Origin of the sequence: Thiolinea disciformis DSM 14473 (genome assembly GCF_000371925.1) — a bacterium.
Taxonomy (GTDB): domain Bacteria; phylum Pseudomonadota; class Gammaproteobacteria; order Thiotrichales; family Thiotrichaceae; genus Thiolinea; species Thiolinea disciformis.
Genome location: NZ_AQVE01000018.1, coordinates 13,313 through 28,643, shown reverse-complemented (window position 1 = coordinate 28,643; position 15,331 = coordinate 13,313). Strand labels below are relative to the sequence as shown.

The 15,331-nt window shown below is 43.0% G+C and carries 11 protein-coding genes and 2 tRNA genes; 7 read left to right on the top strand and 6 right to left on the bottom strand.

Translation table 11 applies throughout. The annotated features are described in order from the left end of the window. Nucleotides 1-79 precede the first annotated feature (79 nt). Together A3IE_RS22175 and A3IE_RS0113375 are read left to right on the top strand one after the other, a co-directional pair. On the top strand, nucleotides 80-1,096 hold the full coding sequence (locus A3IE_RS22175) for an OmpA family protein (RefSeq protein ID WP_020396129.1): 1,017 nt from the start codon (nucleotides 80-82) through the stop codon (nucleotides 1,094-1,096). Between the two features lie 55 nt (nucleotides 1,097-1,151). Continuing rightward, nucleotides 1,152-2,312, top strand: coding sequence for a mechanosensitive ion channel (locus A3IE_RS0113375; RefSeq protein WP_020396128.1), 1,161 nt, complete (start codon nucleotides 1,152-1,154; stop codon nucleotides 2,310-2,312). 68 nt (nucleotides 2,313-2,380) lie between these two features. Here A3IE_RS0113375 and A3IE_RS0113370 read toward each other — a convergent pair. Continuing rightward, nucleotides 2,381-2,462: transfer RNA gene (locus tag A3IE_RS0113370), tRNA-Leu, on the bottom strand. 151 nt (nucleotides 2,463-2,613) lie between these two features. Here A3IE_RS0113370 and rnr point away from each other — a divergent pair. Together rnr and rlmB are read left to right on the top strand one after the other, a co-directional pair. Then, complete coding sequence (rnr, locus tag A3IE_RS0113365) at nucleotides 2,614-5,364, top strand: ribonuclease R (protein ID WP_020396127.1); 2,751 nt, start codon at nucleotides 2,614-2,616, stop codon at nucleotides 5,362-5,364. After that, complete coding sequence (gene rlmB / locus A3IE_RS0113360) at nucleotides 5,364-6,107, top strand: 23S rRNA (guanosine(2251)-2'-O)-methyltransferase RlmB (RefSeq protein ID WP_020396126.1); 744 nt, start codon at nucleotides 5,364-5,366, stop codon at nucleotides 6,105-6,107. Before rnr ends, rlmB begins: the two co-directional genes overlap by 1 nt. On the opposite strand, the gene A3IE_RS0113355 is transcribed toward rlmB, so the two are convergent. The 5 genes from A3IE_RS0113355 to A3IE_RS0113335 form a co-directional block, all read right to left on the bottom strand. Beyond that, nucleotides 6,104-7,246, bottom strand: coding sequence for a succinylglutamate desuccinylase/aspartoacylase family protein (locus tag A3IE_RS0113355; protein WP_020396125.1), 1,143 nt, complete (start codon nucleotides 7,244-7,246; stop codon nucleotides 6,104-6,106). The genes rlmB and A3IE_RS0113355 overlap by 4 nt on opposite strands. A gap of 13 nt (nucleotides 7,247-7,259) precedes the next feature. Next, on the bottom strand, nucleotides 7,260-8,006 hold the full coding sequence (locus tag A3IE_RS0113350) for an ABC transporter permease subunit (protein ID WP_020396124.1): 747 nt from the start codon (nucleotides 8,004-8,006) through the stop codon (nucleotides 7,260-7,262). Beyond that, a complete protein-coding gene (locus tag A3IE_RS0113345) occupies nucleotides 8,006-8,845 on the bottom strand; it encodes an ABC transporter permease (RefSeq protein ID WP_020396123.1) in 840 nt (279 codons plus the stop codon). Before A3IE_RS0113345 ends, A3IE_RS0113350 begins: the two co-directional genes overlap by 1 nt. A 70-nt stretch (nucleotides 8,846-8,915) precedes the next feature. After that, on the bottom strand, nucleotides 8,916-9,671 hold the full coding sequence (locus A3IE_RS0113340) for a transporter substrate-binding domain-containing protein (protein WP_020396122.1): 756 nt from the start codon (nucleotides 9,669-9,671) through the stop codon (nucleotides 8,916-8,918). Between the two features lie 56 nt (nucleotides 9,672-9,727). After that, nucleotides 9,728-10,495 carry an ABC transporter ATP-binding protein gene (locus A3IE_RS0113335; RefSeq protein WP_020396121.1) on the bottom strand — a complete coding sequence of 256 codons (768 nt, stop codon included), beginning with the start codon at nucleotides 10,493-10,495 and terminating at the stop codon, nucleotides 9,728-9,730. 379 nt (nucleotides 10,496-10,874) lie between these two features. On the opposite strand from A3IE_RS0113335, the gene A3IE_RS22170 reads away from it, so the two are divergent. The 3 genes from A3IE_RS22170 to A3IE_RS0113320 all read left to right on the top strand — a co-directional run bounded on the left by A3IE_RS22170 (nucleotide 10,875) and on the right by A3IE_RS0113320 (nucleotide 15,034). Continuing rightward, nucleotides 10,875-13,235: a mechanosensitive ion channel domain-containing protein gene (locus tag A3IE_RS22170; protein WP_020396120.1), complete on the top strand. Its 2,361-nt coding sequence runs from the start codon at nucleotides 10,875-10,877 to the stop codon at nucleotides 13,233-13,235. Nucleotides 13,236-13,250: 15 nt separating this feature from the next. After that, nucleotides 13,251-13,322 (top strand) — tRNA-Arg (locus A3IE_RS0113325). 704 nt (nucleotides 13,323-14,026) lie between these two features. Then, a complete protein-coding gene (locus A3IE_RS0113320; protein WP_020396119.1) occupies nucleotides 14,027-15,034 on the top strand; it encodes a tyrosine-type recombinase/integrase in 1,008 nt (335 codons plus the stop codon). The last annotated feature ends 297 nt before the right edge of the window (nucleotides 15,035-15,331 follow it).

Sequence of the window (15,331 nt, the reverse complement as noted above, 5' to 3'; positions counted from 1 at the left end):
CACCTAGGGCTTTGGCTTATAGCTCCTATCAAGCTTGTGTTTATTTGAGTATTACACACTTCCAGCTGGGAAAAGATTCATGTCAACCACTCCAAACCCACAACAAACAGCGGATAAACGCTTAGATGATGATTCTATTTTAGATTATCTCGTAGCGGCCTTTACGGTGTTATTTTTTGGCGTACTCTATCATTACCTCAATGGTGGATTCTTCGGTGAAATGTCACCTAAAGCTATTTCCACTACACGCTCTACCCCATGGTTCGCCGCCACACCAGTCCTACCCAATCACACCGCATTAAGCCTAGCGCCTTTAAGCGTAAATGCTAACCCATTGGACAATACTTCTATCACGGAAAGCTTAAAACCCATTGCTGCTCCCTCAATAACAAATAACAGCAATAATGATCTTGGTATCAGCGTTGAGAACGATAAACAAACATTACTAGACCTCAAAAATACACAACAAAACGCGTTAATCAGTTTGCGCGATGAAATGACCACCCAACAGCAAACGGAGTTAACAAAATTACGTGCTGAGCTGGAAGGAAAATACCAAAGCGACCTCGCTTCCTTACGCTCGGAACTCGCTGCTACTCAAGCAAAAGTCGAAGAGCAAGCTAAGGCTGCACTAGCTGCTGTTATAACTACCCCTATTAAGCCTGAAGCTGCACAAGCCATTAGCGCACCAACTGAAACCAGTTCCATTCCGTTTGAACAGCAGTTGAACAATCTGTTGGCTCAGCAAAAAACTAATACACCCCTGATTTTTGACAATATTCATTTTGAAATGGGCTCTAATCAATTAACTGTTCAGTCAAAAGAACAAGTCAAAAAATTAGCCGAGTTATTAAAACAATACCCTGCTGCCAGAATTCTTATTCAAGGTTTTACAGACAATATTGGCGACATGAATCAAAACACGCTCTTGTCTTTAACCCGCAGCAATAACATGAAAAAAGAATTAGTGGCGCAAGGTATTGCTGAAAATCGCATAAAAATTGAAGGTATGGGTTCACTCAAGCCAATAGCCTCGAATGATACTGAGGAAGGGCGCAGTAAAAATCGACGTATTGAAGTTAGCATTATTGAATAACTACCTTAATTTTATTTAACAACCATTTTAATTATTTGTAGAGGAATGCAGCCCCATGGAAAGTTTTCTAGCTCCCATCACCAATGCGCTAGGGCCCATAGTTTCAAGTAAACTCGGGCATGCACTCATTGGTTTATTAATCCTAATTGTTGGCCTAATTATTGTAAGCTTTATCGCTGGCTTTATCCGCCGTCTACTCAATCGTATCGGCTTTTTACAGCGCTCAAACTTAGCAAAACCGATAGCCTCTTTAATTAAAGCAGTATTGACCATTTTTGTATTATTAGCCGTACTCCAACATTTTGGTCTTACTGGAGTCATGGAACCTATTAAAGGGATGCTCAACAAATTCGTCGCCGTTATTCCCAATATTATTGGCGCCGGTGTTATCGCTTATGCAGGTTGGATTATTGCCAAAATCGTCGCTGAGCTAGCGGGTGTAGGTTTAAAACAAGTGGACTATCAAATTGCCAAACGTGTTGGTAATAGCGATATCAAATTATCCCGCTTTGGTAGTGCATTCATCTTTGCTGCCTTATTACTACCTATTATGGTTGCAGCTTTAGGTGTCCTAAATATTCCAGCGATTACCGTACCCGCTTCCGCTATGATCAATAAACTGATGGCTGCCATTCCTAATATTATTGGCGCAGTCATCATTTTGGTCTGCTCTTATTATGCTGCGAAATTCGTTATTTACATTCTAGAAAGCTTACTCGCTGGTTTGGGAGTCGACTTACTGCCTAAAAAATTAGGTATTCAGAACTTTTTCACGCCGTCTTTCACACCGACTCGTTTAATTACCAGCGCGGTAATGTTTTTCGCCATGCTTACGGCAACTACCGCTGCAGTAAGCACCCTAGGTATTGAAGTCATTTCAGATATGTTTGCACGCATTTTGAGCTTCGGTGGCAATATTTTAATAGGCAGTATTATTTTGATGGTGGGCTATACCTTAAGCATGTTGGTGTATAACAAGTTGATGGCAGTCACTAGCCCGCTCGTGGCCAATATTGCACGCTTTGCTATTTTAGGCTTAGTACTAGCCATGGGTTTACGCGCTATGGGATTGGCCGACAATATTGTGAATATGGCCTTTGGCTTCACGCTAGGCGCTATTGCTATAGCACTCTCTATTGCCTTTGGCTTAGGAGGACGTGATGCAGCACGGGTTATTTCCAACTACTGGGCGCAACGCATGTTGAGAAAACGTTAAGCATCTAGTACAGTCCACGCATAAAAAAAGCCCTGATGAAAATTTGCATCAAGGCTTTCGAATTTATGTGCCGAGAAGAAGACTCGAACTTCCACGGGTTGCCCCACTAATACCTGAAACTAGCGCGTCTACCAATTCCGCCATCTCGGCAAAGAGATACTCAGGACAAGGCTCTGAGAGGCGTGCAGAATAGCTCTCCACCTTTTTTTTGTCAAACACAAAGTGGTAGATTTTGCTATGCTGCTGCCACTGATTAACTTAATAACACTTAAACAAGTAAAATAAAATACAAGGAACACCTTTGAAGCTAAAAGACCCCTATCAACAACGCGAAGCTGAAAAATACGAAAAACCCATTCCTAGCCGCGAACTTATACTGCATACCTTATCTGAAACCCCACATCCTATGGACTTCGCTAGCCTTGCTGAGGCGTTACAACTCAGTGATGAAGTCGATACGGATGCTTTAAAAAAACGCCTGCGTGCGATGGAACGCGATGGGCAATTATTGTTTAACCGCAAACGCCAATATATTCCTGTGGCACGTGCTGATCTCATTTCAGGACGCGTATTGGGTCATGCTGATGGTTTTGGTTTTTTAATTCCCGACGATGGATCAGCAGATTTATTCTTACACGCTAAGCAAATGGCTAGCGTTATGCACGGTGATCGCGTTCTAGCTAGCGTTAGTGGGATTGATCAACGGGGTCGCCGTGAAGGTGCCATTGTTGAGGTTCTCGAGCATGGCACAGAACAAGTCGTCGGGCGCTTAATGATTGAAAGCGGTTTTGCCTTTGTTATCCCCGATAATAAGCGTCTTACCTTGGATATCCTTATTCCACCCGATCACTTAAACGGCGCTCAAGCAGGACAAATCGTTGTCGCACGCCTGATTGAATACCCTACTAAGCGCGCCAAGCCCATTGGTAAGATTGTAGAGGTATTAGGTAATCACATGGCGCCGGGCATGGAAATTGATATTGCTGTACGTAGCTATGAATTGCCACATCAATGGCCTGATGCCGTCCGTGAAGAATCCGATCACTTCGGTTATGAAGTACCAGACACTGCTAAAAAAGGACGCAAAGACTTACGTTCCACACCTTTAGTCACGATTGATGGGGCGGATGCTAAAGATTTTGACGATGCGGTCTTTTGTGAGCGCAAAGGCAATCATTGGCGCTTATTAGTGGCCATCGCTGACGTATCGCATTATGTACGCCTAGGCATGGCCTTAGATAAAGAGGCTACGCTACGCGGGACTTCGGTGTATTTCCCCGGCCAAGTCATTCCCATGTTGCCGGAAATATTATCCAACGGCTTATGCTCGCTAAATCCCAAAGTCGACCGCTTATGTATGCTCTGCGAAATTCATATTGCTCAGGATGGCAGCATTCTTTCTTATGAAATGGCGGAAGCGGTAATGCACTCCGCCGCACGCTTAACCTATGACCAAGTAGCTGCCATGGTAGTGGAGCAGGATCCAGCCTTGCGCGAGCAATATGCGTCTATTGTTAGTCATTTAGATGATCTGCATACTTTATTCAAGATTTTGCATAAGGCACGTACCGGACGAGGCGCGATTGACTTTGATACGACTGAAACAAGAATTATTTTTGGCACTGACCGAAAAATAAACAATATTGTGCCAACCGAACGCAATGATGCGCATCGCATGATTGAAGAATGTATGATTTTGGCGAATGTGTGTGCAGCACGTTTTGTGAAGAAACATGAAATTCCCGCCTTACACCGTATTCACGATGGCCCTACCCCAGCAAAATTAGCTGATCTGCGAACCTTCTTGTCAGGTGTTGGTTTAACACTGGGCGGTGGTGAAGATCCACAACCCGCCGATTATGCTGAAGTGTTACAACAGATTCAGGGACGGCCTGATTTTCATTTGATTCAAACGGTATTATTGCGTTCTTTATCGCAAGCACAGTACAGTCCTGACAGTTCGATTGGGCATTTTGGCTTAGCCTTAGAGGATTATGCGCACTTCACTTCGCCAATCCGCCGCTACCCAGATCTATTGATTCATCGTGCGATTCGCCATATTTTGCAACAGGGCTCCGCGCAACGCTTCCCCTACACGCACAATGATATGATCCTGTTAGGTGAGCAATGCTCCATGACTGAGCGACGCGCTGATGATGCAACACGCGACGTCATGGCCTGGCTCAAATGCGAATACATGCAAGATCATGTGGGCGAAAGTTTTGAGGGCGTCATTTCTGGAGTGACTAATTTCGGTTTATTTGTCGAACTCAGCGATATTTATGTAGAAGGTTTGGTGCATGTCACCGCATTAACTAACGATTATTATCGCTTTGATCCCATTCGCCATCGTTTGACTGGCGAAAATAGCGGGCGTACTTTCCATTTGGGCGATAAAATTCGCGTAACTGTAGTCAGAGTGGATTTAGACGAGCGCAAGATGGATTTTGTACTCGCTAAAGATCAGTCTGAGCAAGCTGACAATCGCCGCAAAACGAAGCGTGCTACTCAAAAAAGCACAGAAAGCTCGGCGATAACCAAGCAACCAAGGCGTGCCAAGAAAACTGCGGACGAAGCGAACAAGACTGCAAAGCGCAAAAAACAGCCTAGTCGTAGCAAATCAAAGGCCAAACCAAACACGGCAGTAGACAAAACTACTGCGGGAAAAAAGGTAAAAGCAGTTAGAACCAAGGCTGAAACATCTCAAATAGTGAATGAGACCACTAAAGTCGTAAAAACTAAAACGACAGCCGCTGCTAAGACTCAAACCGAGTCGCTGGAAAAGCCAAAAGTAACGAGGGTTACTAAACCTAAGACGGATCAAGCCACACCCAAGCGTTCTGCAAAACCGAAGGCCGAACAATCGAAAACTAATACGACTACACTTAAAGCGGAGAAGACGCCCAAGGCTGCTCCCAAGCCCAAAGTTGCGAAAGCTAAAGCAGGCGGTGACGCTAGTACACCTAACGCTGAAAAACCTAAAGCCGCTGTAAAGCCTAAAGCGACAGCTCCGAAAACCAGCAAAACCTCCAAACCAAAGAAAACAAGTTAATGGCTAAAACCTACATTTTCGGCATTCATGCTATTGATAGTGCTTTACGCAATGATGCGGGTAATCTAGGCGCAATCTGGATGGAAAAGCGCGCCCGCAATGAACGCTTAAAAGACTTAGTACAAGCCATTGAAGCGCAAGGTTTGCGCATTATGGCGGCGGACCAACAGCAATTGGATAAATTAGCTGGTTCAAATAAGCACCAAGGCGTGGTGGCAGAATATCATTCGCTAAGAAGCTATGACGAAAATGACTTGTATGATCTGTTGGATGCGCTCACCGAACCAGCGTTTTTGCTGGTTTTGGATGGGGTAACAGATCCTCATAATTTAGGCGCTTGTTTGCGTAGTGCAGATGGTGTGGGGGTACATGCAGTGATTGCCCCCAAGGATAATGCAGCCAGCATTACGCCAACGGTACGCAAAGTGGCTTCGGGTGCCGCTGAAACAGTACCATTTATTCCGGTCACCAATTTAGCGCGTACCTTGGAGCAATTAAAACAGCGCGGGATTTGGCTGACAGGAACCAGCGATAAAGCAAAGAAAACGTTGTATCAAGCTGATTTAAAAGGCCCAATGGCCTTAGTCATGGGTGCAGAAGGCAGCGGTATCCGCCGCCTCACCGAAGAAAGCTGTGATTTTTTAATTTCTATTCCTATGTATGGACAAGTTTCGAGCTTAAATGTATCGGTGGCAACAGGCGTCTGTTTGTACGAGGCGTTACGCCAACGAAGCTTGACCTAATCCTGCAATAAATATTTCCCACGTGACGCTAAGTTCTCTTTGCCGACCACTTTGGCAATCGAGCAGCCACGCCAGACATACTTATGGGTATTACGCGAAATCACGATGCCATCGGTACCGGCTACAATCGGGGTGCGCTGGATAAAGGCTTCATCCCCGTCTAGCGCAATGAGGTCAGCCAATACCTCGCCTTTTTTAACTTGCTGACCCAATTCGACGCGATAAGCCAATAAACCCGCCATGAGCGTTTTCGTAAACTCAGTCGCTTCCAACGGTGTCGCTGCTGGCGTTTTAGGGGGGCACTCGCGGATCAGCCTGCCTGCAATAAAACCTTGACTCTGTAAAAAGCCATATAAACGCTCGGCATCATCGCGATTCAGGTGATCAAAAGTATCTAACTGGCCGCGATATTCTAAGGTCGCTGAATGAGTAGCCTGAGGGATGGGTTTATCAGGAAAGGCTTGTGCTAAGCGAAACCAGAGTGATGTCCACACTTCATCAAAAGAACCACCACCGCTATCTTCGGCTGTCAAAGTGGCCACTGCTCCCATCCAATCCGACAAATGCTGCATCATATCAGCAGATTGTGGCACCGTGAAAATATGTGGCAAGGCATCATTGTCACAGTGCAAATCCAAGACCAGATCTGCATCATAAGCTTGCTGCATAACCCAATAGCGCTGCTGCTGTAAGGCGGTTATGGCTTGCTGTGAATCCAACCAAGCTTTTACGGCTTGGCGAATCACTTGCACATTAGCGCTTGCATCGTTGGTCAATTGGCTCGCAATCTCATCCTGAATTGCTTCCGCCAAGTTCGGCCACTGACGATTAAAATTGACGCCAGTAAAACGGTCATAACGTCCTTGATGTTGCTGAAACTGCAAATCGCTCATGCCCAGAGGATTAACCATGGGAAAAATCACAAACCGAGCCTTCAGTTCGCCACGCGCATCCGCTTGTGTCAACAAAGCCAAGAGATGGTGTAACACCATCATGCCAGGCTGCTCATCGGCATGTAAGGCAGCTTGTAGATAAACTTTTTTCTCCGCCTTCTCATCACCCAAGGCATAGCCACGCAGGGTATAAAACTGATCGGGTGCATTGCCCATGATTGGGTAGCTAAGTGCTTGTAAGCCCATAATACTATTACAATTAGCGTAAATAATTCGGTTTTAGTTTAATAGATCGATTGGTATTCAAATGACGCGTTAAGTATTTATAAAATAAGCTAGATACCCAAAAAATCAACATAGAAATTATTAAGAAATAAACAGCCGCAGCTGAAAAGTGAACAAATAAAGCATAATCCTGTTTAAATAGCTCGGAGGCTTTATTCATGAGATCCTTTTGCTCATCAATAACTGGCAGGGTAAAATAGACTAAGGCCGTAGCATGAAATAAAAACACTACTTCGTTAGTATAAGCAGGCCAAGCGAGGCGTAACATATTCGGCCATTTAACTACCCAAAATTCTTGCCATGTATTCATGCCTGTAGCACGCGCTGCTTCAATTTCACCTTTGGGTATTGACCTTAATGCGCCATAAAAGATTTCTGCTGCATAAGCACTGGTGTTGAGTACTAAGACAATGGGGCCAATAAATAAAGGATGCAAGACAAACTCAGAAACACCTAGAGGTTTCCATAGTGTTTGATTAAATGACAACATCAAACTATAGAACATGAAAAATTGAATAAATAACGGTGAACCACGGAAAGCGTAAATAAATACTTCGGCAGGCCAGCGCAACCAGCGTTTAGAACTTGTTTTAGCCAAGGCTAGTAAAATAGCGAAAGGAAAACCAAAGGGAATCGAGGCTAAAGCAAAATAAATATTAAAAAGAGCTGGTTTAAATAAAGTGACTAAATCATTAAAAAAAGGAATCGCTGTTAAATCCATTAGCTTGCCCTCACCATGCCACGGCTAGCACGTTTTTGTAGGTAGGCAAAGAAGCGCTCAGAAAGATAAGTCATTAAGATATAAAGCAAAAATAAAACAAAATAATACTTCCAACGCCAATCAGGATGTACCAAACCTGCCATCGGTAAATAATTTGGCGCTCCCAAACGTCCCGCCCATTGCACGATGTCAACAATTTGCAAAAGTGATAATAAAGAAGTCGCTTTAATTAATGATAGCCAGACATTAGATAAACCTGGCAAGGCATAGACCCACATTTGTCGTACTTGGAAATGCCAAAATACTTGGCTAGAGGAGAAGCCAAACGCATGTGCAGCTTCTAATTGTCCCTTAGGCACCGCACGCATAGCGCCATAAATGACGTTTGCAGCGAATGCACCATAAACAATCCCAAATGAAAAGCAAGCTAGAATTAAATATTCGGTACTCGATAATAGCCACTGGGCGTTATCACACAAAGGCCAACCTGTTGCCATCGCTCTTTCTTCAGGTGTACAGGATTGATAGGCCCACATCCACTCAACAAATTGCTCGAAGGCTAAAGGGAAAAACAATAAGAATAATACGTCCGGAATACCGCGCACCATGGTGGTATAAATGTTACCGATCCACCGTAAAGGCGCCCACTTCGATTGCTTAAGGCTCGCACCTAATAATCCAAATACGACAGCTAATAAGCCCCCTGCAACGGCGGCAATCACGGTATAGCGAAAACTGGCATACCACGCTAAATGCTTACCATTGGTTAGATACTCTAAGAGCTTTACGGTTTGTTCACTTAATAAAGGTGTTAACCATTCAGGGAGCATTACTATCATGCAAAATCGCTCTTTCCCAAATACTAGAAAAAGGCTCGAATTAAACCGTTCGAGCCTCGTAGCTTAACGCTTACTTTTTATAAAAAGGACCTGCATCAAAATATTTTTTAATTAGCTCATCCACTTTGCCGCTTTCTTTTAATGCTTTTAGGCCGCCATTAAGTTTTTCCAATAGTTCTTTATCATTTTGGCGCAAACCAATACCAATACCACCGCCAATCATTTCTTCAGGGCCTGCCAATACTAATGCATCACCCGCACCCTTAATCATCGTGCGAATAAATTCACCGTCCGCCAACACCATATCAACATTGCCAGCACTTAAATCAGCAATTGATTGGTCTGGCTTTTCGAACGCCTTAATTTTATTTTTTGCGCCCCATTTTTCTTCCGCAAATTTGGCTTGAATAGTACCACTTTGCACACCAATATTTTTGCCTTCCAATTTTTCAAAATCTAATTTGGTATCTTTGGTTGTCACATAAAGTGATGGGTCAACTGGCTTGTATTCATCACTGAATGTGATGGTTTTTTTACGCTCATCAGTAATCGACATACCTGCCATGATCGCGTCATAGTTGCCCGCAATCAAATTCGGAATCATTGCATCAAAGGCATTAGTCACCCACTCACATTTCATCTTGACCTGTTCACATAAAGCATTACCCAAATCAATTTCAAAGCCGGCTAACTTACCATTATCATCTAAGTAGTTATAAGGCGCATAAGCACCTTCGGAAGCGATGCGTAATTTATCCTCAGCTAATACCGAACCAGATACTAAAGCTGCTCCCAGCAGAACGCTTAGTAAAGCTTTTTTAAACATACTCTAAACTCCATATCGTGTTGTTGATTGGTCTTTGACTTGGAAAGCCCAGCCCATTAATAGTTCGTATTTGCTAAAAATTGCTGCAAACGAGGTGACTGCGGACGCGTAAAAACCTCAGAAGGATGACCGGCCTCTTCAATTTTGCCCTTGTGCAAAAAGATCACCTTACTACACACATCACGCGCAAATGCCATTTCATGGGTCACCACTATCATGGTCATACCATCTTCAGCCAGCTTGCGCATGACGCCCAATACTTCACCCACTAATTCAGGATCTAAAGCTGAGGTCGGCTCATCAAATAAAATAGCCATAGGCTGCATCGCCAACGCCCGTGCAATAGCGACACGCTGCTGCTGGCCGCCGGAAAGCATGGTGGGATAAACATCAGCTTTGTCAGCAATCCCCACTTTTTGCAAATAATTTAATGCAATATCTTTTGCTTCCGCTTTGGATAAACCTTGTACGCGAATAGGGGCTTCGGTGACATTTTCTAGAATGGTGAGGTGTGACCAGAGATTAAATTGCTGAAACACCATGCCTACTTTTGAGCGCAGGCGTTGTACTTGTTTAGCATCCGTTGCAACGCGCTCGCCTTTGCGATTGGTTTCCAGTTTAATTTGATCACCGGCTACGGTAATTGAGCCTTGGTTCGGCATTTCAAGCAAATTAATGCAGCGCAAAAAGGTAGACTTGCCTGAGCCGGAAGAGCCAATCAGGGAAATGACATCGCCCGCATTAGCACTGAGAGAAATACCGTGGAGGACTTCCAGTTGGTTATAGGACTTGTGAATATTCTCTATATCCAAAACAGCCGTCATGCTTACCTCTCCTGTTAAAAACCCAAGCCATCAAAGCGCTTTTAAGACAATGTAACACGTCTACTCCAAGCGGCAAACTCCCCACCTAGAAATTGCTATTGGTTTAGACATACGAATCACTCAAGAAGCAGTCAGAATCGAATCACTTGAATTAAGAACTAGCGTGAGCAAAGCTGCAAAAATGTGCATAACGCCTTTCAATTCGTTATATTGCGGATCGGGTATAGTCCACGTTCATGAGGTGCCTAGCTTTTAGCCGTAGCAAATGACCGTCTGGGGCGGTCTTGACGCTGCTTAAAGCGTGATGCCACTTATCGAGTGAAATTCCAATAAACCGCAATACAAAGACAAGCCAGTTTAACGCCTAAATAGATTTTTTATGAAACCGACTTTTCACCTTGTAATATTACGCATAGCCCTACTACTTCTCATTACCTTAAGTTGTGCGAGTTATGCAGCCGATGAAATGCTCGACCTAGACGAGGCTGAGTCTTTAGAAAGTTATTTAGTCGTATTGGAAGGGGTGGAAAAAAACCTAAAGCTACCAGCACCTAGTAATAGTCTATTAGACCAAATTAGCGCTGATACACAAAATGCGCTTCAATATTCTATCGCTTGCATTAAAAGCGCTGAGCAAGAACAAACTAAACTACAAACCACCCTTGAAAGTTTTGGCAAACCTAGTCCGAATGAAGACCAATTTATTCAACGCTCACGTCGCGATGTTGAAAAGCAAAAGGCAGAGATTGATAAACAAATTTCACAATGCCGCCTATTAAATCTACGTGCTACCAATCTGCAAGAGCAAATCCGTAATAGTAAGCAAAATCTATTAAAAGAAACGTTATTTGCATCGAATAAATCGATTGTTAGTCATATCATTAATACAATTCAACAACCCATGTTGTGGGCAACAGAAAGCCAAACACTGTTCAGCACACTCACTAATCTACCTTTTAATAATAATAATATTAGGCAAGCTTTTTTATATAGCCTTGCAGGTTTTCTAGCAGGCTTAGCATGGAGTCAGTATAAACGCTATCAATACAAACAAGAGTATAAAGGATTAATTGAGACTAGCCCGACCTTAGAAACGGTTTGGCGAAGCATTATCAAGGCCATGCCATTAATTCTGATGTTTGGTTTAATCAGCTTGTCATTCTATTTTAAGCCATCGGGTGTTGCTGCGGTGAATGAACTGGTGGCGACACTATTAGTTTTCACAATTAGCTATGCCATTTTGCGTGCCTTATTACGTCCTAGCGCTCAATTAGCGAGAAAGTCCGGTGGCTTAACCTCACCCTTTCCTGAAACCAGCAAAAAACTCTACTTTTGGGCACGTTTATTTTTATTTACCACACTTTTATCGGCATTATTTTACTCACCCTTGTTAAATACTAACCCCGAAAGTAGTTTAGTAGGATTAATCCGCATTAGCTTAGGGACTTTAAGCAGTTTAGCCTTAGTAAGATTGATTTGGTTACTCGGCCCTTCTCTGCCATGGATTCGCCAATACAAACTGCATATTGTTGGAACGCTTATTATTTTAGTGGCGATTGCTGCGCTATGGATGGGCTATCGTAATTTTTCTAACTTCCTATTTACTGGAACCTTCGGCAGTTTATTCCTAATCTTAGTTGGCTGGCTCATGATGCGTATTCCAACTGAAATCTTTGATGGCATGGATGAGGGTACAGCCGTTTGGCAACGTAAATTGCGCCACCAACTCGGATTAAATGATGGTGAAATGATTCCGGGTCTGGTCTGGTTAAGACTTCTCATGTTTGCTGTGGTCTTCACTACCATTGCTGTCTTAATGTTACTGCTCTGGGGTATGTCGGGACAGGCTTTAAAAAGCATGTTCACCCAAGTGTCTAATGGGATCACTATTGGAAACTTCACCTTCGAACCGGTACGTTTATTGGCAGGTTTTGTCACCATTACTTTATTAATTGGCCTGACCCATTTACTCAAAAACAATCTTGCTAATAATTGGTTAAACCGCACTAACTTGAGTCGTGGTGCACGCGAAGCGACTATTACTATCGCAGGCTATGCCGGTATCTTACTCGCTATCTTTATAGGCCTATCCGTTGCAGGTATTAAATTTACCAACCTAGCGATTATTGCTGGGGCTTTATCAGTCGGTATCGGTTTTGGCCTACAAAATATTGTCAATAATTTTATATCCGGTCTTATTTTATTATTTGAGCGCCCGATTCGGCGTGGTGATTGGATTCGCGTTGGAAATAGCGAAGGTTATGTGCGTGATATTAGCATTAGGTCAACAGTGATTCAGACTTTTGATCGCTCTGATATTATTGTACCTAATTCTGAGCTTATTTCCAATCAAGTCACCAATATGATGCTCAACAATCAATATGGGCGGATTATTATTCCGATTGGGGTAGCTTATGGATCGGACGTCGATTTAGTGATGAAAACACTTTACACGGTTGCCGCCAAGCACCCTATGGTTTTAAAAGAGCAAGGCGAATTAAAAATTCAGGTATTTTTTAGAAGCTTTGGTGAAAGCTCGTTAAATTTCGAATTACGCTGCCAAATTCGTGATGTAGAAAAACAATTAGTGGTCACCAGCGAATTAAATGTCGCGATTGAGCGTGCCTTCCGCGATCAACATATTGAAATCCCCTTCCCACAACGCATTGTACGCTTTGTTTCCGAAGATTCGAATCTCACGGCGGCGATTCCAACTGGCAAGATGCAAGATTTAGGGTAAACTAGCGAACGCGTTGGCCTCATAGTTCAATGGATAAAACGATCCCCTCCTAAGGGATAGCTACAGGTTCGATTCCTGTTGGGGCCGCTATCTAAATCAATCACTTACCTAATCTACGTATGTCAGCACTGTGTCAATACTGTGCTGATGTGTGTCAGTTGCCCTCATTCCACCCAACATCCCCAGAAATCCACCCATTTTTAGCCTTGCCTAGCGTTTTTGGGCTGCAAATAGCATCCTTTTTTCCATACTTATGCCATACATGGAGTTGGAAAAGCCTGTATTTTCCTGTAACTGCTTTGTAAGTTATTGATTCGTTAAGCAAACCCTTTCCAGACTTTTTCTAAAAACCTACAGGTTTTCTTTAAAATCTCCCATGTTTTTTCTAAAAACTCCCATATTTAATTATTTGCTTATATACGTCTATTTTTATACTTTTTTATTAGTAAGTATTTAATAAATAAAATAAAAATAAGTGAAAAAGGGCTAAAAATCACTTACAGGTTTTTTTGATTGGTTGTTTTTTGATCAAAAAAAATTCCTGTAGGTTTTTAGAAAAAGTCTGGGAAAGCGTGATTTTTTTATTATTTAAAATCAATTGCTTACAAAGCTGCTACAGGAAAACAGGAAAACGTGTTTTAAAAAGTCTGGGAGATGATTGTCTTTAAAATCATAGAGTTACCTGCTATTTTTGGGGTTTTCCAGACTTTTTTGCTATTTCTGCCCCTATGCCATAAGTACGGAGCCGGTTTTTTGCATTAGACTGGTGAAAAATTAAAAAAAGGTTAGTCATGATTGATGAGTTTTTAACGTGGTTTGAGCATTCAAAGGGGAGGCAGCCAAACACGATCCAGTCTTATGAATCCTCCTTGCGAGAGCTTGCCAGTTTCTTAAGTGAGAAAAATAAGGTGTTGTTAGCGGCGAACCGTTATGACTTGGAGGCATTCACCGGCATTAATGCACACAATGCCGGATTGTCAGTCGTCAGTCGGCGGCCGCTGGTGGCAGCGGTACGCGCGTTTTATACCTGGGCACACAAGCATGAGCATTTGGGCACTAATCCAGCCCAGCATTTGAGCTATCCGAAGGCGGGAAAGTCATTGCCTGTCCCCATTACCACTAATAGCCTCGAAAAGCTTTTAACGTCGATTAAGTTAGATTCGTTTATTAATGTGCGTGATGCGGCGATGATTGCCTTATTGGCAGGCACTGGGATGCGGATTAGTGGGCTGTTGTCGCTGAATCAATCGAGTTTGCTGGGTTATGAGCGGTTTAGGGATGTGAACCGCGTCACGATTCGCGTGACGGAAAAGGGCAAGAAGCAGCGCATTGTGCCTGTGCCGGATGTGGCTGTGTTGTATCTGCATGCTTATCTTGGCCAAAGCTATTTGGATGAAGTGGATAGGCGTTTGCCGAATGGTGATAAGGTTCTTTTTATTAATACCACTAATACTTATGTCGAGAAGCATGAGCATTTTGGGGAGGCATTGCGTTTAACACGTCGTAGTGTGTTGCGCATGATTAAAAAGCGGGGTGGTGCTTTAGGGATTACACCTGATCAATTAAGACCCCATGCGTTGCGGCATTGGTTAGGTACGGATTTGTTAAATCGAGGTCGTAACTTAAAGGAAATCCAAATGATATTAGGGCACGCCGATATTAGAACAACTGAGATTTATTTGCATTTAGCCATGGATCGGTTAATTGAGGCTAGTGACTCAACCAGTTTGAATATCATGGATACACCGATGAAACCGATTGCGGATAAGATGAAAAGGGCAGCACATAAAATTAAATAAACTTTAGCGCGCACGTTCCTGTTTATGAGATACATAACTCTTATTATGCTGCTCATGGGCTTTTATAAGAGCAAGCAAAGATGTATGTTTTAGGGCAGCTACGTAAAGGCTTGTAACTGCTTAAAAAATCAGCAATCCTAATTGTAACAATTCTAGTTTGCTTATTTGTCTTATTCGTATAATGTTAAAAAGCGAAATAGAAGCGGGTTTAAATGGCGATTAGCAAGGGTTTTAAAGCTGCTTATTTACGGTAAAGCGAAATAGAAAGGCGGAAATAAGACTATTGGTGCGCTTATT